This window comes from Pseudomonas sp. KNUC1026 (assembly GCF_021650705.1).
In the GTDB taxonomy this organism is placed as follows: domain Bacteria; phylum Pseudomonadota; class Gammaproteobacteria; order Pseudomonadales; family Pseudomonadaceae; genus Aquipseudomonas.
Genome location: NZ_CP087138.1, coordinates 2,544,774 through 2,564,866 on the forward strand (window position 1 = coordinate 2,544,774; position 20,093 = coordinate 2,564,866).

At 67.8% G+C, this 20,093-nt stretch carries 12 protein-coding genes and 8 pseudogenes; 5 read left to right on the plus strand and 15 right to left on the minus strand.

Annotation, left to right across the window (positions count from 1 at the left end; genetic code table 11):
• Nucleotide 1 precedes the first annotated feature (1 nt).
• The 4 genes and pseudogenes from LN139_RS11735 to LN139_RS11750 form a co-directional block, all read right to left on the minus strand.
• Nucleotides 2–1,458: pseudogene (locus LN139_RS11735) on the minus strand (efflux transporter outer membrane subunit).
• Nucleotides 1,455–1,934 (minus strand): MarR family winged helix-turn-helix transcriptional regulator, encoded by a 480-nt coding sequence (locus tag LN139_RS11740; RefSeq protein ID WP_236360087.1) that lies wholly within the window; start codon nucleotides 1,932–1,934, stop codon nucleotides 1,455–1,457. Before LN139_RS11740 ends, LN139_RS11735 begins: the two are co-directional and overlap by 4 nt.
• 96 nt (nucleotides 1,935–2,030) lie before the next feature.
• Nucleotides 2,031–3,406: pseudogene (locus LN139_RS11745) on the minus strand (HAMP domain-containing sensor histidine kinase).
• Nucleotides 3,403–4,163 (minus strand): annotated as a pseudogene (locus LN139_RS11750) (response regulator transcription factor). The pseudogenes LN139_RS11745 and LN139_RS11750 overlap by 4 nt, the downstream one beginning before the upstream one ends.
• A 135-nt stretch (nucleotides 4,164–4,298) precedes the next feature.
• Here LN139_RS11750 and LN139_RS11755 point away from each other — a divergent pair.
• Nucleotides 4,299–6,523, plus strand: a pseudogene (locus LN139_RS11755) (TonB-dependent siderophore receptor).
• Nucleotides 6,524–7,153: 630 nt separating this feature from the next.
• Here the strand turns inward: LN139_RS11755 and LN139_RS11760 are convergent.
• The 10 genes and pseudogenes from LN139_RS11760 to ccmA all read right to left on the minus strand — a co-directional run bounded on the left by LN139_RS11760 (nucleotide 7,154) and on the right by ccmA (nucleotide 14,359).
• Nucleotides 7,154–7,585, minus strand: coding sequence for a hypothetical protein (locus tag LN139_RS11760; RefSeq protein ID WP_236360089.1), 432 nt, complete (start codon nucleotides 7,583–7,585; stop codon nucleotides 7,154–7,156).
• A pseudogene (ccmI, locus tag LN139_RS11765) lies at nucleotides 7,582–8,740 on the minus strand (c-type cytochrome biogenesis protein CcmI). Before ccmI ends, LN139_RS11760 begins: the two are co-directional and overlap by 4 nt.
• Nucleotides 8,737–9,205 (minus strand): annotated as a pseudogene (locus LN139_RS11770) (cytochrome c-type biogenesis protein). Before LN139_RS11770 ends, ccmI begins: the two co-directional pseudogenes overlap by 4 nt.
• Entirely contained in the window at nucleotides 9,202–9,735 is a 534-nt protein-coding gene (locus LN139_RS11775; protein ID WP_236360091.1) for a DsbE family thiol:disulfide interchange protein, read from the minus strand. The pseudogene LN139_RS11770 and the gene LN139_RS11775 overlap by 4 nt, the downstream one beginning before the upstream one ends.
• Nucleotides 9,732–11,699, minus strand: coding sequence for a heme lyase CcmF/NrfE family subunit (locus tag LN139_RS11780; RefSeq protein ID WP_236360094.1), 1,968 nt, complete (start codon nucleotides 11,697–11,699; stop codon nucleotides 9,732–9,734). The genes LN139_RS11775 and LN139_RS11780 overlap by 4 nt, the downstream gene beginning before the upstream one ends.
• Nucleotides 11,696–12,139, minus strand: coding sequence for a cytochrome c maturation protein CcmE (ccmE, locus tag LN139_RS11785; protein WP_236360096.1), 444 nt, complete (start codon nucleotides 12,137–12,139; stop codon nucleotides 11,696–11,698). Before ccmE ends, LN139_RS11780 begins: the two co-directional genes overlap by 4 nt.
• The gene (gene ccmD / locus LN139_RS11790; RefSeq protein ID WP_236360098.1) at nucleotides 12,136–12,312 is read right to left on the minus strand and encodes a heme exporter protein CcmD; all 177 of its coding nucleotides are present in this window, start codon (nucleotides 12,310–12,312) and stop codon (nucleotides 12,136–12,138) included. Before ccmD ends, ccmE begins: the two co-directional genes overlap by 4 nt.
• Entirely contained in the window at nucleotides 12,309–13,079 is a 771-nt protein-coding gene (locus LN139_RS11795; protein WP_236360100.1) for a heme ABC transporter permease, read from the minus strand. The genes ccmD and LN139_RS11795 overlap by 4 nt, the downstream gene beginning before the upstream one ends.
• A gap of 24 nt (nucleotides 13,080–13,103) precedes the next feature.
• The gene (gene ccmB / locus LN139_RS11800; RefSeq protein ID WP_236360102.1) at nucleotides 13,104–13,772 is read right to left on the minus strand and encodes a heme exporter protein CcmB; all 669 of its coding nucleotides are present in this window, start codon (nucleotides 13,770–13,772) and stop codon (nucleotides 13,104–13,106) included.
• Nucleotides 13,769–14,359, minus strand: a complete 591-nt coding sequence (gene ccmA / locus LN139_RS11805) for a cytochrome c biogenesis heme-transporting ATPase CcmA (protein ID WP_236360104.1) — start codon at nucleotides 14,357–14,359, stop codon at nucleotides 13,769–13,771. Before ccmA ends, ccmB begins: the two co-directional genes overlap by 4 nt.
• A gap of 133 nt (nucleotides 14,360–14,492) precedes the next feature.
• Between ccmA and fliK the strand changes: the two are divergent.
• The 3 genes and pseudogenes from fliK (at nucleotide 14,493) to LN139_RS11820 (ending at nucleotide 17,027) form a co-directional block, all read left to right on the plus strand.
• Nucleotides 14,493–16,078, plus strand: a pseudogene (fliK, locus tag LN139_RS11810) (flagellar hook-length control protein FliK).
• Entirely contained in the window at nucleotides 16,075–16,419 is a 345-nt protein-coding gene (locus LN139_RS11815; RefSeq protein ID WP_236360107.1) for an EscU/YscU/HrcU family type III secretion system export apparatus switch protein, read from the plus strand. Before fliK ends, LN139_RS11815 begins: the two are co-directional and overlap by 4 nt.
• Nucleotides 16,420–16,466: 47 nt before the next feature.
• Nucleotides 16,467–17,027: a GNAT family N-acetyltransferase gene (locus LN139_RS11820; RefSeq protein WP_236360109.1), complete on the plus strand. Its 561-nt coding sequence runs from the start codon at nucleotides 16,467–16,469 to the stop codon at nucleotides 17,025–17,027.
• Between the two features lie 3 nt (nucleotides 17,028–17,030).
• On the opposite strand, the gene LN139_RS11825 is transcribed toward LN139_RS11820, so the two are convergent.
• Complete coding sequence (locus LN139_RS11825; RefSeq protein ID WP_236360374.1) at nucleotides 17,031–17,915, minus strand: DMT family transporter; 885 nt, start codon at nucleotides 17,913–17,915, stop codon at nucleotides 17,031–17,033.
• A 197-nt stretch (nucleotides 17,916–18,112) separates the two neighbouring features.
• Here LN139_RS11825 and LN139_RS11830 point away from each other — a divergent pair.
• Nucleotides 18,113–20,090 (plus strand): annotated as a pseudogene (locus tag LN139_RS11830) (DNA topoisomerase III).
• The last annotated feature ends 3 nt before the right edge of the window (nucleotides 20,091–20,093 follow it).

The following is a 20,093-nucleotide window of genomic DNA, read 5'->3' on the forward strand; positions in this document are numbered from 1 at the left end:
GTTAGTTACCTTGGGTGTCGTTGGCGGCCAGCCCCTGGGCGGAGAAACCGCCCCCGAGCGCCTGCATCAGTTGAATCGAGGTGTCGATGCGCTGCGCATCCAGGCTCGCCAGCTGGCGTTGGGCCTGCAGCAGCTGCTGCTCGACGGTCAGCACGTCGAGGTAGTTGCCGATCCCGGAGGAGTAGCGCTGGGTGGCAGTGTCGAAAGAACGCTGGGCCACCTCGGCGGCATGGGCCTGAGCGATGACCTGCTGGCCAATGCCGTCGAGCTGGTTGATCGCATCGCTCACATCACCCAGCGCCTGGTTGAGCACCTTGTTGTACTGGGCCACGGCCAGGTCGTAATCGGCGTCGCGGGCATCGAGGTTGGCGCGCAGGCGGCCGCCGTCGAAGATCGGCAGCGACAGTGCCGGGCCGATGTTCCAGAACTTGCTGGCGCTGCCGAACAGCGCATCGCCCAGAACCGCCTGGGTGCCGGCAGCGGCGCTCAGGTTAAGGTTGGGGTAGAAGCGCGTTTCGCGGCCTTGATGTCCTTGCTCGCCGCCTCGACCCGCCAGCGCGCAGCGGTCAGGTCAGGGCGGCGGCCGAGCAGGTCGGCCGGCAGGCTGGACGGCAACTGCACCGCAGCGGGCACCAGCACCTTGGGCCGAACGATTTCGGCCGTGCGGTCGGGGCCTTTGCCCAGCAGCACCGCCAGGGCGATGCGCGCACTGCGCAGCTGGCGTGCGGTTTCCAGCGCCTGCGCCTGAGACGTGGCTTGCAGGCTCTCGGTCTGCTGCAACTGGTACTGGCTGTCGATGCCCGAGGCCAGGCGGCGCTGGCCCAGCTCCAGCAACTGCCCGGTGCGCTTCAAGTCTTCCTGCGCCAGGTCGTCGAGCACGTAGGCCTGGGCCAGGTTGCTGTAGGCGCGTGCGACGTCGGCGGCCAACGTCAGGCGCGCAGCCTGGCGGTCGACCTCGGCGGCGCGGGCCTGGCCCAGTGCGGCTTCCCAGGCGGCGCGCTGGCCACCCCAGAGGTCGAAGCTGTAGCTGAAGGTGAGCTCGGCGCTGCGCAGGGTGCCGAGGTTGCCGCCCTCGCCTCGCGGGTCCTGGTAACGCGACACGCGCGAGCGGGTCACACCGGCATCGGCGTTCACTTGCGGCATGCGGTCAGCGTCGGCAGCGTAGGCAGCGGCCATGGCCTGGTGAGCGCGGGCGCTGGCGGCTTGCATGTCAGGGTTGTCGCGCAGGGCTTCGTCGATCAGGCCATTGAGCTGGGAGTCACCGAGCGCTGCCCACCAGTTGGGCTGCGGCCAGGCCGCCGGGCTCAGGGCGACGCCGGAAAGCGTTTTGCCAGCGGCCAGGTCGGCGGGCTGGTTGACCTTCGAATCGGTGTGCAGGCCATGGGTGCTGGCGCAGCCGGCCAGGGCGATGGCCAGGCACAGCGGTGCGAAAGTGTGCAGCGAGGCAGGCAATTTCATGGTCGTTCGTTACCTGGGAAACTGCAGGCGACCGAATCGCCGGCATGGATGAGAATCTTGCGCAGGATGCGCTGCAGCTCGGTGAACTCCGCCGGTTCCAGCGTTGATACCAGCTCGTTGAGCGCCGCCGCGCCGATTTCCGGCAGGCGGTCGGCCAAGGCCTGGCCACCGGCGGTCAGGGCCAGGTGCACCTGGCGCCGGTCGGCGGCGCTGCGGGTGCGTTCGATCAGTTGTTTCTGTTCCAGGCGGTCGAGCATGCGCGTCATCGAGCCGCTGTCCAGCGCCAGGTAGCGGCACAGCTCAGCCGGAGTGTCGACATAGCCGCGGGCCACGATGATCAGCACCTTGAACTGCGCGCTAGTGATCTCGTAGGGCTCAAGGTGGCGGTCCAGGGTGCGGTCCTTGAGGATGGCCGTACGGCCGATCAGCATCGGCAGCTGGCAGTCGCCAAAGGTTTCAGGGGTGAAATGCAGCATAGGTGTATGGGCAGTAACTGCCATGGCAGCGAATAATGTAACGTGATGTTACTGCCTAGGCAGGGAATGTCAACACGCGGCACATGAAGATGACGACTAACGGCGAGATTGCGCCGGGCCTGGAAGGCAGAGCACGGCGGCCAGGCCGCCACCCTCGCGGTTTTGCAGCCGCAGATAACCGCCGTGGGTCGCCGCGATGCGTGAGGCGATGCTCAGGCCCAGGCCGTAGCCACCCTGGGCGGGGTTGCGTGAGGCGTCACCACGGACAAAGGGCTCCTCGATGCGAGGCAGTTGCGCCGCCGGGATGCCTGGCCCGCGGTCGAGTACGGCAATGCCCAGCTCAGCGCTTTCGCGGCGCAGTTCGATGCGCACCTCCCGGCCGTAGCGCAACGCGTTCACCAGCAGGTTCTGCACCGCGCGTTGCAGCAGCACCTCGTTGCCCAATACCTGCACGTCGCTGCCCTGGACCGGCAATGGCTCAGCACTGCTCGCCAGCTCCGCGCACACGCGCTCCAGCAGCGGGCGCACGGCCAAAGGCTGCAGCACAGGCGGTTCGGCGCTGTGCAGGTAGTCCAGCACCTGGCCGATCATCCGGTCCATGTCCCGCACATTGCGCCCCAAATGCTGGCGCTGCTGGCTGTCGGTGACCTTTTCGATACGCAGGCGCAAGCGCGTGAGCGGGGTACGCAGGTCATGGGAAACGGCGGCGAGAAAATGCCCCTGCTCACGCACCATCGCCTGCAAGCGCTGCTGCATGCTGTTGAAGGCACGCGACGCCTCACGCACCTCGCGCGGGCCCTCCTCGGCCAGCGGCGGCTGTTCGAGGTCGCCGCCCAACGCCTTGGCGGCGCTGGCCAGGCGCCGCAGCGGGCGCAGGCACAAACGCGCAGCGATCAGGCAGATGCCCAGGACCGCCAGCAGCCGCAGCGCGTACACCCGCACCAGGTAGTCGGCCAGCAGCACCCAGGTCGACTCGCCGTTCCAGCCCTGCATCTCTTCGCCGTCGATTTCCAGCCAGCGGCCATCGGCCACTTGCACGGCAAGCACACATGCGCCCAGGCACTGCGCGGGGCGAACAGGCTGCGCCACACCACCGGTTGGCCCGCGGCATCGGTGAGGCTGGCATCCACCAGGCGTACCGGCCGGGTTTCGCCCAGCTCGTAGGCCAATGCTTCTTGCAGCAAGCGGTCGATGCGCCGGTGACCGGGGCGTGCGTCCGGGTCTGCCTTGGGAGGCTCGGTGCTGCAACGGCGCGTGTAATGGGCGGGCATCGCCACCGGCTGGTCACAGCCGGCGCGGATCACCGCCACGCTGCGGGCGGCCATCAGGCGCACCGGGGCTTCGAGGATCTGGGCGAAGCGCACGTCGAACCAGATGCTGCTGGAGAGCAACTGGATCGCCAGCGTGCCACCGACCATGATCAGCGCCAGTTGCCCGAGCAAGGTGTCGGGCCATAGCCTGCGCCAGCTCAACGCGCGCTGCCGGCCAGGCTCAGCAGGTAACCTTCGTTGCGCACGGTGACGATCTCGACGCCTGGCACATCGCCGCGCCGCAGGTGCTGGCGCAGGCGGCTGACGCACATGTCCACCGAACGGTCTTCAGGCAAAGCTCCCGGCCCAGGGCGCTGCGGCTGAGCAGGTCACGGCTGAGCACCTGCCCCGGGCGGGCCAGCAAATCGCGCAGCACGCGGTAATCGGAGCGCGGCAGCACCACGCTGGCGCCGCCGGGTGCGGTGAGCTGGCGGCGTGCGCGCTGTAGCTCGAAGCCGCAAAAGCGCTCACCGGTGGGTGGCGGCGCGATGGCGGGCGGCGCCACCGGCACTTGCGCCCGGCGCAGCACCGCCTTGACCCGCGCCAACAGTTCGCGCGGCTCGAAGGGTTTGCACACGTAGTCGTCTGCGCCTACCTCCAGGCCGACGATACGATCAACCGCCGAACCGCGCGCCGACAGCATGATCACCCCAAGGCCAGGCCAGCGCTGCAATTGCCGGCACAGGCTCAGGCCGTCCTCGCCGGGCAGCATCAGGTCGAGCACCACCAGTTGCGGCAAACCCTGGCGCAGGTGCGCCCACATCTGGGTGCCGTCGGCGGCTTCGAGCACGTGATAACCGGCCTCGCTCAGGTAGTCGGCCAGCAGCTCGCGGATCTCGTCGTCATCGTCGACCACCAGCACGGTGCTGCGGGTGAAGGCAGGCGCCGAGCCAAGGCTCGGCATTTCGTTACATTCCATTACGTGCCCATACAAATGCGCAGTACAGCGGCGGGGAAAAATCCGAAAATGGTATCAAGAATCATACTCAAATACGATACCAACACCATGACCCCGACCTTCCCCTTCCCCCGTTGCCCCCGCCACGGTGCGTTGATGCTTGCCCTCACCCTCGCTGCCAGTGGCGCGGCCCATGCCGACGACGACGCGTTGAGCCTCGCGCCCATCGATGTCGGCGGCACCGCATTGCAGAACACGCCCGCCGACGAGCAATTGGGCTACACCGTCAAACGCACCGCCAGCTCCACCGGCCTGAACCTGACGCCCCGGCAAACGCCGCAAACGGTCAGCACCATCACTCGGCAGCAGATGACCGACCGCCAGATCGGCACCCTTGAGCAAGCCCTGGAAACCACGCCGGGCGTGAGCGCCAACAAGTCCGAAGTGGGCGGGCGCACCGACTACCGCGCCCGCGGCTATTCGATCACCAACTGGAAGGTCGACGGCTTGCAGTACCAGGGCGCGACCGGCTTCTCCGGCGGCGGCGCGGCGATGAACATGGACCTCTACGAGCGCATCGACATCGTGCGCGGCGCCAACGGCCTGCTCGGCGGCACGGGAGACCCGTCTGCCACCGTCAACCTGATCCGCAAGCGCCCCACCCGCGAATTCGGCGGCAGCGCCTGGGCCACCTATGGCAGTTGGGACAAACAGCGCGTAGGCGCCGACCTGAACCTGCCGCTGTCGGCCGATGGCCGCCTGCGCTCGCGCCTGGTGATGACCGAGCAAGAGGCCAATTCCTTCCGCGACCAGCAATCGGACCGCTCCCGCGCAGCGCTGGCCAACTTCGAGTTCGACCTCACCGACGCCACCACGCTAGGCGCCGGTTTCCAGTACGAGTACTACAAGATCGTCGGTGGCGGCTGGGCGCGAACATCCCGATCTGGTACCGCAACGGGCAGAAGACCGACCTGCCGCGCAGCACCAACGTGGCGCCCAGCTGGAGCTTCGGCGAGTACACCACGCGCACCGCGTTCGCCTCGCTGGCGCACCGCTTCGACAACGACTGGTCGCTGAACCTGCACGCCGCGCAAAGCGAAAGCGACGTCCTCAACCACCGTGGCGTGGCCAAGGTGAACTCCGCCGGTGCCGGCCGCTACGGTGGCTACTGGAATCCGGACGGCACCGGTGCGGTGCTAAACGCCCTGCACAGCTCCATCGATAGCACGCAGCAGTCGGCCCAGCTTGACATTTCCGGCCCCTTCCAGGCCCTGGGCCGCGAGCATCAGGCGATGTTCGGCTACAGCGACAGCCGCACCGTCGACTGGACACCGCAATACAACTGCCGGATGTTCAACGCCACCCGCAGCAGCGCCGTGTCGGCCAACTGCCAGTTCCGCGCCAATAACGGCTTTGCCATCAGCGACTGGGGCAACGGCGTGGACGACGACATCCAGCTCGATGCCTGGAAAACCGGGCTGCACAGCAAGACCGTCACCCGCCTCAGCGGCCTTTATGCGGCCACCCGCCTGAGTGTGACCGACCCGCTGTCGGTGATCCTGGGCGCGCGCGTCAGCGATTACAGCGCCACCACCTTCGCCACCAACGGCAGCCGCGCCACCGGGCATGAAAGCGGCATCGTCACGCCCTACCTCGGCGCGGTGTACGACCTGAACGAGCATTACTCGCTGTACGCCAGCTACACCGACATCTTCACCCCGCAGAGCCAACAGACCACCGGCGGCAGCCCGGTGGAGCCGATTCGCGGCAAAAGCTATGAAACCGGGATCAAGGGCGAGTGGTTCGACGGCGGGCTGAATGCGCAGGTGGCGTACTTCCGCACTCAGCAGGAAAACAAGGCCGTGATGGACGGCGCCAACACCACGCCCGCCGGCGCCCAGGCCTACGTGGCCGGCAGCGGTGTGGAAACCGACGGCATCGACCTGGAAATGTCCGGAGCGATCACACCGGCCTGGAACGTCTACGCCGGCTACACCTGGCTGCACTTCCGGCGTGTGGACAGCGACGGGCGCAGCGACCCTTCGCACCTGTTCAAGCTCTCCACCACCTACCGCCTGCCCGGTGTGCTCGACCGCGTGACCCTCGGCGCCGGGGTGAACGCCCAGAGCAACATCCGCGCACTCTCAAGCCCGGCCGGGCAGCCGGTCAATGGCGTGAGTTCGGGGACGAGCGAGGTGAACTGGTCCGGCTATGCGATCTGGAACGCCATGGCGCGCTATGACGTGACCGACAACACCAGCGTGACGCTCAATGCCAACAACCTGTTCGACAAGCACTACTACAGCCAGTACGGGTTCTATGCCGGGGCGATCTACGGCGACCCGCGCAACCTGCAGGTGACGGTGCGCACTCGCTTCTGACTTGCAGCTCAAGCACTCGGCAGCCCTGCTGACCCCGTGGGAGGGCGGCTCGCCGCGCGACGAGCCGATCTGCCGGCAACCCTGAAGGTCGCCCGTTGCACATCGCCCGGCAAGCCGGCCTCCCACCCAAGCTCACTGTCCCACTTCACAAACTCATCAGCGCATTTCACCCGGTAGGAGAGCGGCTCGCCGCGCGACGCGCCGATCTGCCAGCAACCCTGAAGGTTGCCCGTTGCACATCGCCCGGCAAGCCGGCCTCCCACCCAAGCTCACTGTCCCACTTCACAAACTCACCAGCGCATTTCACCCGGTAGGAGAGCGGCTCGCCGCGCGACGCGCCAATCTGCCGGCAACCCTGAAGGTCGCCCGTTGCACATCTCCCGGCAAGCCGGCCTCCCACCCACGCTCACTGTCCCACTTCACAAACTCACCAGCGCATTTCACCCGGTAGGAGAGCGGCTCGCCGCGCGACGCGCCGATCTGCCAGCAACCCTGAAGGTCGCCCGTTGCACATCGCCCGGCAAGCCGGCCTCCCACCCACGCTCACTGTCCCACTTCACAAACTCACCAGCGCATTTCACCCGGTAGGAGAGCGGCTCGCCGCGCGACGCGCCGATCTGCCGGCAACCCTCAGGGATGCATCCGCCCCAGGCCCGGTGGCACGCCGCTGCTGTCGGTGTCCTGCCACGGCCCGTTCGGGCTGGTCGCCCAGGCCCAGCCGTTGTCGAACCGGTAATAGGTGCGCTGGCGGTAATACAACCCTTCAGTGCCCTCCAGCACATACACCCCCAGGCTTGCATCCCAATGGCTCGGCCCGCTCGGCGGCGGCGCGAAGCTGGCCGAGGTGCGTGGTGCAGGCTTGGCCGGCGCCGAGGTGGCAGGGGTTGCCGGCGCGCCGGGAGTCGCGGGTGTACTGGGCAGGCTGCCCGGATTCGGCGGAATGCTGGGCACCGGCGGTGCCGGCTGCTCCATGGGTTTGTGGACGCTACAGGCCGACAGGCCCATGGCCAGGCAGATCAGCGCGGCACGGGCGTAACGGTCAAACGGCAAGGCTAGGGTCATGGGTCTGGGCTGTCGATGATCAGGGATTGAAGCGCCTCCTCGCGAGGGGCGACCGTTGCGCCGCGCCCGAGCCATTCACCTTTGGTGGGCTGGCCCTGGCGGCTGATGCGCGCACCGAGTTGGACTTGCGCAGCGCCCGACAGTTTCAGCGCAGGCTGCATGGCGTCGGCATCGGTGAGGGCGAGCGTGGCCGGCAAATGGGCGACCGTCAGGCGCTTGACCGCCAGTGGCAGCGGCGGCCCGCCCACAGCCCGGGCGAAGACGAACACCGTATCCGACGGCAGCACGGCCTTGGCCACTTCTGGCGCCAGGCTCGACTCGCACCCGCAAGCCCGCCAGGCCTGCGCGCTCACGGGCCCGGTCAATGCCGCCCTGCAACGCCTGCCGCGCCGGGTCGGCCGGCGCCATCTGTGCCTGCAACCGCTCCCACCAACCGGCGGCGTCGGCGTAGCGCTGGCTTTCGAATGCGGCAATGCCGAGCACCCCGAGGGTGGTGGCTTCGTTGGGGTCGGCGCGCAGGGCTTCATCGGCCAGCGCCTGAAGCGCTGGCGACCACTGCTTGTTGGCGGCAAAGTAGCGCGCTTGCGCCCATTGGCCGAGCAGCTCGGGGCTGCGCCCGCTCAAGGCAATAGCCCGCTCGAACAACGGCGCGGCATCGGCCGGGCGGTTGTCGGCCATGTAGGCGCGGGCCAGGTAATAGAGCCCTTCAACCGCATCGGGTTGCGCCTTGACCACTGCCTCCAGGCGCTCGCGCATGTCGGCCGCCGAAGTGGGCGGTGCCACCAGCCGCTCGCTCAGCGCCACCTTGCCGCTGGCGCCCACAAGGGCATAGAGGGCCACAGCGACCATCGGCATCAGCAGTGCCAGCAGCAACGGCAGGCGCCGGTCGGCGCGGCCAGTATTCGTTTCAACTGCCGGGCTGTCCGCCAGCAACGCCCGCGCAGCCTCCACCTTCGCCGCCTCCAGCGCCTGCGGGCTGAGCCGGCCCTGGGCCGCCTCGGCCTGCCACTGCGCCAATTGCTCGCGGTACAGCGCGACATTCTGTGCCTGGCGCCCTGCCCCCGTCACCTTGCGCGGTGCCTGCAACAGCGGCAGCAGCACGAACCCCATGGCCAGCAAAGCCATCGCCGCCAGGGCGATCCATAACAGCATCATGGCCGGTGCTCATCCAGCAGGCACGCCAGGCGCCGCTGTTCATCGAGGGTCAATTGCGCCGCCTGAGCGGCAATACGGCGCCGGCGCACGATCAGGGCGATCCCCGCCGCCCCCACTGAGCAACGCCACCAGTGGCCCGAACCAGAGCAGCCCGGTGCGTGCTTCCAGCGCGGGGCGATAGCGAATGAACTCGCCATAACGCGCCACCAGGTAGTCGATGATCTGCGCATCGCTCTTGCCCTCGGCCATCAGCCGCTGGATCTGCTTGCGCAGGTCGGCAGCGATCGGCGCATTGGAGTCGGCCAGGTCCTGGTTCTGGCATTTGGGGCAGCGCAGCTCGCGAGTCAGCTCGGCAAAACGCTCACGCTGCGCATCGCTCTGGAACGGCGCAGCATCGATGGCCGCTTGCGCCCATGGCAGGCTCATGGCCAATGCGGCCGCCAGCGCCCAGTGCCGAAGGCTCATTGGCCAGCCTCCAGCAGCGCCTGGTAACGGCTGGCCAGCTCGTCACGCCACACTTGCTCGGTAATCACGCCCACGTGTTTGTAGCGAATGATGCCCTGCGCGTCGATCAGGTAGGTTTCGGGAGCGCCGTAGACACCCAGGTCCAGCCCCAGGCTGCCGCTCGCATCGTCGGCGTTGAGCGCGTAAGGGTCGTGGAATTCTGCCAGCCAGCGGCGTGCGGCGGCGTTGTCGTCCTTGTAGTCGATGCCGTGGATGAGCACCCCTTGGGCCTTGAGCGCATTGAGCACCGGGTGCTCCTCGCGGCAGGCCACGCACCAGGTGCCCCACACGTTGACCAGCGCCGGCTTGCCCAACAGCGCCTGGCGATTCACTGGCGCCCCGCCCTGCACCGCCGGCAGCTCGAAAGCCGGCAGCGGCTTGCCGATCAAGGCCGAAGGCAGCACTTCGGGCTGGCTGTACAAGCCGCGGTAGAGAAACGCCGCCAGCAGCAGGAACAGCGCCAGCGGCAGCAGCAGGATCACGCGCTTCATGCCACATCCTCCACAGGTCGAGCGCCACGCCGCCCGCGCAGGCGCTGGCGATAACGGCCGTCGGCCGCCGCCAGCAGCCCGCCGAGTGCGGTGAACAACCCGCCCAGCCAGATCCAGCGCACGAACGGCTTCACGTGCAGGCGCACCGCCCAGGCGCCGCCATCCAGCGGCTCGCCCAGGGCCACGTACAGGTCGCGCCACAGGCCCGGGTCGATGCCGGCTTCGGTCATCACCGAGCCTTGGGCGTCGTAGCGGCGCTTTTCCGGGGCCAGCAGCGCGACCTGGCGGCCGCCTTGGGTCACGCGGATCAAGGCGCGGTCAGCCATCCAGTTGGGCCCACGCACCTGCTGCGAGCCTTCGAAGCTGAAGCGGTAGCCCCCCAGCTCAACCGCCTCGCCGGGTGCCATGCGCACATCGCGCTCGGCGTTGTGCTGGCTGCTCAGCACCACCCCCAGCGCGCACAGCGCCAGGCCCAGGTGCGCCAGGTGCATGCCCCAATAGCTGCGGCGCAACCCGCGCAGGCCGACGTTGCGGCGTTTTGCAGCGATGTCGCGCAGGCCCGCGCCGATCACCCAGAACGCCAGGGCGAATACGCAGAGCACCGGCCAGTCGAAGCCGCCCACCAGCCAACCGGCCAACAGCGACAACGGCACCGCCGCGCCCAGCACGGGCATCAACAGCCCGGCGAGCCAGCGCCCCGGGGTGTGCTTCCAGCGCACCAGCACACCCACCGCCAGCAGCACCATCAACAGCCCCATCAGCGGCAGAAACAGCAGGTTGAAATAAGGCGGCCCGACCGACAGCCGCGCCCCAGTCAGCGCTTCGAGCAGCAGTGGGTAGAGCGTGCCCAGCAAAATGGTGGCCGCCGCCACCACCAGCAACAGGTTGTTGCCCAGCAGCAAGGTCTCGCGTGACCACAGGCCGAATTGTGCAGGGCTGCGCACCACCGGCGCACGCAGCGCGAACAAGCCCAGCGAGCCACCCACCACCAGCAGCAGAAAGGCCAGGATGAACACCCCGCGCGTCGGGTCGGCAGCAAAGGCATGCACCGACGTGAGCACGCCGGAGCGCACCAGGAACGTGCCCATCAGGCTCAAGGAGAAAGCTGCGATGGCCAGCAGCACGGTCCAGCTTTTGAACACCCCGCGCTTTTCAGTCGCGGCCAGCGAGTGGATCAGCGCCGTGCCGACGAGCCAAGGCATGAACGAGGCGTTTTCCACCGGGTCCCAGAACCACCAGCCGCCCCAGCCCAGCTCGTAGTAAGCCCACCAGGAGCCCAGGCTGATGCCGATGCCCAGAAAGCTCCACGCCACCAGCGTCCACGGCCGCGACCAGCGTGCCCAGGCTGCGTCCAGCCGGCCGCCCAACAGCGCCGCGATGGCGAAGGCGAAGGCCACCGAAAAGCCCACGTAGCCCATGTAGAGCATCGGCGGGTGCACGATCAGGCCGAAATCCTGCAGCAGCGGGTTGAGGTCACGGCCCTGCCGCGGCACCTGCGGCAGGATGCGCGCGAAAGGATTGGAGGTGAACACCACGAACAGCAGAAACCCCGTGCTGATCAGGCCCATCACCCCCAGCACCCGCGCCAGCATGTCGCGCGGCAACTGCGCAGAGAACAGCGCCACGGCGAAGGTCCAGCCGGCCAGGATCAACGCCCACAGCAGCAGCGAACCTTCGTGAGCGCCCCACACCGCGCTGAAGCGGTAGTACCAGGGCAAAGCGGTGTTGGAGTTGGCCGCCACGTAGGCGACGGAAAAGTCATTGGCCATGAAGGCATGCGCCAGGCATACGAACGCCGCCAATACGAAAGCGAACTGCCCCGCCGCCAACGGCTGCGCCAACGGCTGCGCCAGCGCCATCCAGTGCACCTGGCCGCGCCAGGCCCCCAGCAGCGGCAACGTGCCGAGCACCGCAGCCAGGCACAGCGCCAGGATCAATGCCCATTGGCCCAGTTCCGGAATCATCGCTGCACCTGCGCGGCCTTGGCGTCCTCGAGGGCTTTGTTCACCTCGGGCGGCATGTACTTTTCATCGTGCTTGGCCAGCACTTCGTCGGCCTCTACCACGCCGCTGGCGTTCACCTGGCCAAGGGCGACGATCCCCTGCCCTTCACGGAACAGGTCCGGCAGGATGCCGCGATAGGTGACCGTCACCGAACGGTTGAAATCGGTGACCACGAAACGTACGGCCAGTGAGTCCTCCGAACGCACTAGCGAGCCACGCTCGACCATGCCGCCGGCGCGAATGCGTGCGCCGGCCGGTACCTCGCCATTGGCGATCTGCGTGGGGGTGTAGAACAGGTTGATGTTCTGCTGCAGTGCGCTCAAGGCCAGCGCCAGTGCAACGCCCAGCCCGGCCAGCAGGCCGAGCACCAGCAACAGCCGCTGCTTGCGTTGGCGGTTCATGCCTGGCGCTCCCGGCGCGCATTGCGAGCCTGCTGTTGAAGATAACGGCGCCGCGCGCGCCAGGGGCTGGCGATGTTCCAGGCCAGCACCAGCGCGAACAGGCCATAGGCCGGCCACACATACGCGCCGTGATGGCCCATGGCAAAGAACTCGCCCACCGATGCGAAACTCATCCTCGCCCCTCCAGCGCCTGGCGCACCACCGCTTGCGCCCAACCACTGCGCGCCTCCCGCCGCAGCACCTCCAGGCGCATGCGCGCCAACAGCAAGGCGCCGAACAGGCAGTAGAAGCCGAAAACGGTGAACAGCAGCGGCAGCCACATCTGCGCCGGCATCGCAGGCTTTTCAGTCAGGGTGAAGGTCGCGCCCTGGTGCAGGGTGCTCCACCACTGCACCGAATACTTGATGATCGGGATGTTCACCACGCCGACGATGGCAAGCACTGCGCAGGCCTTGCCGGCGCTGTCGCGGTTGCCGATGGCATTGCCCAGGGCGATCACCCCGGCATAGAGAAACAGCAGAATCAGCATGCTGGTCAGCCGTGCATCCCACACCCACCAGGCGCCCCAGGTCGGCTTGCCCCAGATCGAACCGGTGAGCAGCGCCAGCGCCGTCATCGAGGCGCCGATGGGGGCCGCGCAGCGCAGGGCCACGTCGGCCAGCTTGATCTTCCACACCAGCGTCACCACCCCGGCGGCTGCCATCAGCACATAGCAGCTCTGCGCCAACATCGCGCTGGGCACATGAATATAGATGATGCGAAACGCATTGCCCTGCTGGTAATCAGGTGGCGCGAAGGCCAGGCCCCAGACCACGCCCACCGCCAGCAACAGCGCAGCGGCCAGCGCCAGCCAGGGCTGCAGGCGGCCGGCCAGGGAGTAGAACCATTTGGGCGAGCTCCAGCGGTGGAACCAGGCCCAGGCGGTGTTCGGGGTACTCATCGGGGGTTCTCGATCATCGTTCGGTCACTCGGCCACGCTGATGCGCAGGCCGGCCGCGATCGCCAGCGGCGCCAAGGTTATCGACAGCACAGCCAGGCACGCCAGCCATAAAAGGTAACCGGCCACCGGCAGGCCTTGCAGCGCAGCGCGCAGCGTGGCGCTGCCGAGGATCAGCACCGGGATGTACAACGGCAGTATCAACAACGCGAGCAACAAGCCGCCGCGTTTGAGGCCTACGGTCAAGGCCGCGCCCACCGCGCCGAGCAGGCTCAGCGAAGGCGTCCCGAGCAACAGGGAGGCCGCCAGCGCCGGCAGGCAAGCGGGCGGCAAACCGAGCATCACGGCCAGCACCGGCGCCACAAGCACCAGCGCCAGCCCGCTCAGCAGCCAGTGCGCGAGCACCCGCACCAGCACCAGCAACGCCAACGGCTGCGGCGCCAGCACCAGTTGCTCCAGCGAGCCGTTGTCGAAGTCGGCACGGAACAGCCCGTCGAGCGACAGCATCACCGCCAGCAGCGCCGCCACCCAGATCAAACCGGGTGCGATCTCGCGCAGCAACGCAGGCTCGGCGCCCACGCCCAACGGGAACAACGTGATTACCAGGGCAAAGAACACCAGCGGGTTGAGCCAGTCGCCAGGCCGCCGGCACAGCAGGTGCAGCTCGCGCCGCAAGGTATGCCCCAGCACGCTCATGCTGCCAGCTCCAGTTCGCTGTACCGGGCCGGGCGCAAGGCCAGGGCATGGTGGGTGGTCAACACCACCGCGCCGCCGCCCTCGCAATGGGCCACCAGGTGCGCCTCCAGTGCGCCAACCGCCTGAGCGTCGAGCGCGGTGAAAGGCTCGTCGAGCAACCACAGCGGTGCGCTCGGCAGGTGCAGGCGAGCGAGGGCTACGCGGCGCTTCTGCCCGGCCGACAGCGTGTGGCACGGCACGTCTTCGTAGCCGGCCAGCCCAACGGCCGCCAACGCCTGCCACAGTGCTGCGCGGCTCGGTGCGTTGCCCGGCAGGGCGCTCAGCCAGGCGAGGTTTTCCTCGGCGCTCAGGTGCTCGTTGATGCCTGCGGCATGGCCCAGCCACAGCCAGGGGGCACTTCGCTCGACCTCACCCTGAGCGGGCGCCATCAAGCCCGCGAGCACACGCAGCAAAGTGCTCTTGCCGGAGCCGTTCGGGCCGCACACGCGCAGCATCGCGCCCGGGGCCAGCGCCAGGTTCAGGGCATCGAACGGCAGGCGACCGTCGCGCTCGCACGCCAGGTCACGGGCTTGAAGATAAAGGGTCACGAAATGGCCTTTGGATCAGGGCGGGCGGCTCAAGGCTTGGGCACACGCGCCGATACAGGTGCATCATGCGTAGCGGGCGGCAATGATACCCCAGCCGCCCCCCACAGGGTGAACTCCACACCCAGGTAAGCCGATGACTTCTGAAATCAGCAGCGTAGCCGCCTCCTCCGCCGCCCTGGCCTCCGCCCAGCGCGGTGCAGCGCTCACCGGGCAGCTTCTGAACCTGCTGCAACCGGCCGCCGGTGCCCTGGCACCCGGGCAGACTGCGCGCGCCGATGTGCTGCAGGTGCGCCAGGGTGCGCAGGATTTCCAGGTACTGCTGGCCCTCACGCTGGACAACGGCAAGACCCTCAACCTGCAGGTGAGCACCAGCCAGCCGCTGGCTCAGGGCACGCAATTGCTGGTGCAGAAGCTGTTCAGCAACCAGCTGGCGGTGACCAACCCCGGCGCCGGCAGCCTCACCGAGCTCGACACCCGCCAGGTGCCGCCGGGCACCCTGCTGCAAGGCAAGGTCATCACCAGCGTGGCGCTGCCTGCCGACCTCGCTGGCGGGCCGGCACAGTACCGCGCAACGGTCGCCTTGCTCGGCAGCGCTCTGGCCGGGCAGAGCCTGACCCTGGACAGCGCCCAGCCGCTGCGCCTGGGCAGCCTGCTCAGCGCCGTGGTGCAAGGGCCGCAAGCGCTGCGGTTCGTGCAGGTGGGCCAGCAGCTCGACCAATTGGCGCTGAGCCAGCAACTCAACACCCAGCAAAGCCGCCAGGCCTCATTGCCCAGCCTGCTCGGCCTGCTGCAGAACAGCCAGGCGAACGGCGGCTTGCCGCCAGCGGTGGCCAGCCAGGCGCGGGCGCTGCTGGCCAGCTTGCCCAGCCCCGCCGACCTCACCGACCCCAAGGCAGTGGCGCAGGCGTTCCAGGCCAGCGGCCTGTTCATGGAAAGCCGCTTGCTCGCAGGGAGCCTCGCCGCCGAGCAACCGGCGCCGGACCTCAAAAGCGCGTTGCTGCGTTTGGTGGCCCAGTTGTTGCCGAACGTGCCCGATGGCGCGTCGATCAACCCCGCCACCCTGGCGGTGATCGCGCAGAACCTCGCCCGCGCGCAGCAATCGAACCGGCTGCGTAACGCCCTGGGCTTGCTCGGGCAGGTCAGCGCCAAGCCTGAGGCCGGCAGCGATTTCCCCCTTCCGGCCCGCAATGCCGAAGGCCAGGAAGGCGAGAACGACCTGCACGCCCTGCTGCGCCTGGCCTCGGCGGCTATCTCCCGGCTGCAGACACACCAGCTCACCAGCCTGGAACACAGCGGCGTGCAGGCCGATGGCAAGGTCCTCAACACCTGGCAGCTGGAAATCCCCATGCGCTACCTGGACGGGCTGATTCCCTTCAGGTGCGCGTGCAAAGCGAAGCACGCGAAGGCGAAGAGGACGAAACCGACGCCGAGGGCCGCCCACGGCCCAAACGCAAGCTCTGGCGCCTGGAGCTGGCCTTCGACCTTGACCCGCTGGGCCCGCTGCAAGTGCAGGTGGAGCTTCTGGAAAACCAGCTCACCAGCCAGCTTTGGGCAGAAAACCCGCGCACCGCAGCCATGATCGAGCAGCAACTGGGCTATTTGCGCCAGCGCCTGAGCGACGCCGGGCTTGAAGTGGGCGAACTCAACTGCCACACCGGCAAACCCGTGCGCGGGCCGCGCACGCAGCTGGACCAACGCTGGGTGGATGAAACCGCATGAGCACTACTCTTTCTCGCCAGGCCATCGCGCTGACCTACGACGGCGAAAGCGCCCCCAACCTGTCGGCCAAGGGCGACGACGAGCTGGCCGAAGCGATCCTGGCCCTGGCCAAACAGCATGAAATCCCGATCTACGAGAACGCGGAGCTGGTAAAACTGCTGGCGCGCCTGGAGCTGGGCGAGCAGATCCCCGAGGCGCTGTACCTGACCATCGCCGAGATCATCTCCTTTGCCTGGTACCTGCAAGGCAAGCGCCCGCCGGGTTTCCAGATGCCGGGGCAAAAGCCCGAACGCGACGTGACGCCCCATCTGCCGCGCCTCGGCGGCCCCGCCGAAGCCTGAAGCTCAGGTATGCTGGCGGCCATTCACGACACCGAGGCCCTTTTCGCATGATTCACCTGCGCCCGATGCTGGCAGCCGACTTCGACCGTTTCTGGCCCACCTTCCAGGCCGTTGTGCAGGGCCAGGCCACCTATGCCTATGACCCGGCCACCACGCGCGAACAGGCCGAGCACCTTCGGCTGGGCCTGCCGTTGCAAACCTGGCTGGCCGAGGCCGACGACGGCACGCTGCTGGGCAGCTACTACCTCAAGGCCAACGCCGCCGGGCCTGGCAATCATGTGAGCAATTGCGGCTACATGGTCAGCGAAGCCGCACGCGGCAAGGGCGTGGCCCGGCTGATGTGCGAGCACTCCCAGGCGCAGGCCCGTGCAGCGGGCTTTCTGGCGATGCAGTTCAACTCGGTGGTGAGCACCAATGAAGTGGCCGTGGCGCTGTGGCGCAAGCTGGGGTTCGAAGAGGTCGGCCGGCTGCCCAGGGCCTACCGCCATGCCACCGCAGGGCTGGTCGACTGCCTGGTGATGTACAAATGGCTCGAAGAACCTGCGCCGGTGCGCTTGATCGGGCGAAAGAACATCGAATCGGTGGTGTCGCGCCCGCGCCGCGCCTGAAGCTCAAACCTGCGGCGCGGCCCTGAGCGGGCGGCGCAACGCCTGGCCCAGCCACACCCCCAGCAGCGCCAGCGCGCCACCCACAGCGTGGTACGGCGCCAGGCGCTCGCCGAGCCAACCCACCGCCACCAGCGCGACGATCAACGGAATCAGGTTGAGGAACAGGCTGGCCCGGCTCGGCCCCACGGCCTGCACGCCGTTGATCCACAGCCAGGGCGCCAGGATCGACGCCAGCAGCCCGGCATAGAGCACCAGCGGCAGGCTTTGCGCGGTGATGCCGGAGCGCTCGCCGAGCAAGTACCAGGGCAGCAGGCACACCAGCGCGCAGCCCACCTGCACCGTCAATTGCAGCCAGGTGCTGAGCGGCAACTGCCAGCGCCGCAACAACACCCCATAGAGCGCGTTAGCCAGTACCGCGATCAGCATCAGCCCGTCGCCCGCGTTCAATTGCAGGTGCGCGACATTGCCCGGCTCGCCCCGAGCGATAAGGCACAGCACCCCGGCAAACGACACCAACCCGCCCAGCAGCGCACCCCAGGTCAGTGGCTCGCGCGCCAGCACGCTGCTGAGCAGCGCCGACATCAGCGGTGACAGCGCGATCAGGATGCCCATGTTGGTGGCACTGGTGCTGTGCGCAGCGCTGTAGGCCAGGCCCTGGTAGATGACCATGCCCAGCAGCCCCAGCGCGGCCAGTTGCGGCAGGTGCCGGCGCACGCGCTCACGCTCGCGCCAGAGCCCGGCGGCAGTGAACGGCAGCAGCAGCAAAAACGCCAGTGCCCATCGGTAAAAGGTGATCGAAGCCGGCGCGATGAGCCCGGCCGAGAGCTTGGTGACCAGCGTATTGCCCGCCCACAGCACAACGGTGAACAGCGGGAACAATGCATGCAGGCCGGGGTTCGGGCCAGGAGAGTGCGGGGTGGCCATGGGAAGGTCCATCAAGCGCCAGGGGCCGCCGATTTAGCCAGAGATAGCCGCACAGGGAAACCCCGCCGCAACAAAATACTGTATATCCATCCAAACTTTTGCTTGCTCCACCTGCCGGCCTGCCGCATCCTTGGGCAACGTTTCCCTGCCGGCCCGCCCTCATGCGCCTGTTTCTCTGTGAAAAACCTTCCCAAGCCAAGGACATCGCCCAGGTGCTGGGCGCGCGCCGGCGTGGCGAAGGCTGCTGGCAGGGCAATGGCCTGAGCGTCACCTGGTGCATCGGCCACCTGCTCGAAACCGCACCGCCCGACGCCTACGATACCCGCTACAAGAAGTGGGCGCTGGCCGACCTGCCCATCGTGCCCGGCCAGTGGAAGATGCAGGTCAAACGCAAAACCGCAGCGCAGTTCAAGGCCGTCAAGCGGCTGCTGGGCGAGGCCTCGGAGCTGGTGATCGCCACCGACGCCGACCGCGAGGGCGAGATGATCGCCCGCGAGCTGGTCGAGCATTGCCGTTACCGCGGCCCGGTGCAGCGGCTGTGGCTCTCGGCACTGGACGACGCTTCCATCCGCAAGGCGCTGGCCAGCCTCAAGCCGGGGGCTGCCACCTTCAACCTCTATCAGTCGGCATTGGGCCGGTCCCGCGCCGACTGGCTGATCGGCATGAACATGAGCCGGCTGTTCACCCTGCTCGGCCGCCAGGGCGGCTACGACGGTGTGCTCAGCGTCGGCCGCGTGCAAACGCCCACGCTGCGTCTGGTGGTCGACCGCGACCGCGCCATCGCCGATTTCGTGCCGGTGCCTTTCTGGGCCATCGAGGTGCCGATGAGCACGCCCGAGGGCAGCTTCACCGCGCAGTGGCAGGCATCCGAGGCTCACTGCGACGAGCAGGGCCGCTGCCTCAAGCAAGCGGTCGCCGAAGCGGCGGCGCTTGCGATCGAAAACGCCGGCCAGGCAGAGGTCAGCGAGGTCAAGGTCGAGCGGGTCAAGGAGTCGGCCCCCTGCCCTTCGACCTCGGCACCTTGCAGCAACTGTGCTCGAAAAGCTCGGCCTGGGCGCCCAGGAAACCCTCGACATCGCCCAGGCACTATACGAAACCCACAAGCTGGTGACCTACCCGCGCAGCGATTGCGGTTACCTGCCCAACAGCCAGCACGCAGAAGCCCCGGCCATCCTCAAGGCGCTGGCCGCTGCCGACCCGGCCCTGGCGGCCCTCACGCCGCACCTGCAACCGTCGCGCCGTTCACGTGCCTGGAACGACAGCAAGGTCACCGCCCACCACGGCATCATCCCTACCGCCGCCGCGCACGGCCTGAGCAACCTGAGCGGCAAGCACCGCGCGGTGTACAGCCTGATCCGCGCCCGTTACCTGGCGCAGTTTCTGCCCGACCACGAATACGACCGCACCCGCGCACGCTTCGATTGCGCCGGCGAGCTGCTGCTGGCCACCGGCAAGGTGGTGGCAGAGCCGGGCTGGAAGCGCGCACTGCCCGAGGCCCTGGCGCCCACCGGCAACCAGCCGCCGGTGCAGGTGCTGCCGCCGCTCAAGCGCGGCCAGCCGTGCGATGTGGGCCAACCCAAGCTCAAGGCTTTGTTCACCCAACCGCCAAAACCCTTCACCGAAGGCGACCTGATCAGCGCCATGAAAAACGTCGCCAGGCTGGTCAGCGACCCCTTGCTCAAGCAAAAGCTGAAGGAAACCACCGGCATCGGCACCGAGGCCACGCGCGCAAGCATCATCCAGGGGCTGCTCGAGCGGGGTTATCTGGTGAAGAACGGCAAGGCACTGGCTGCAACGCCTGCAGCCTTCAGCCTGATCGACGCGGTGCCCAAGCCGATTGCCGACCCCGGCACCACCGCTATCTGGGAGCAGGCGCTGGACATGGTGCAGAGTGGCGAAATGGCACTGGAAGAATTCGTTGCCCGCCAGTCGGCGTGGATGGGCAAGCTGGTGGAGCGCTGCAAGGGCCTGCAATTCAAGGTCAGCGGGCCGGCGCCCGCCTCGGTGAAAAGCCCTGGCAAAAGAAACGCGCTCCCGCAAGGCGCAAGCTCCCCGGCGCCGCAAAAGCGCCGAGGCGCAGGCCTGAACCTGACCGCCGGGGTTGGCTGTTTCTTGCAGCTACAAGCTACAAGCTTATAGCTG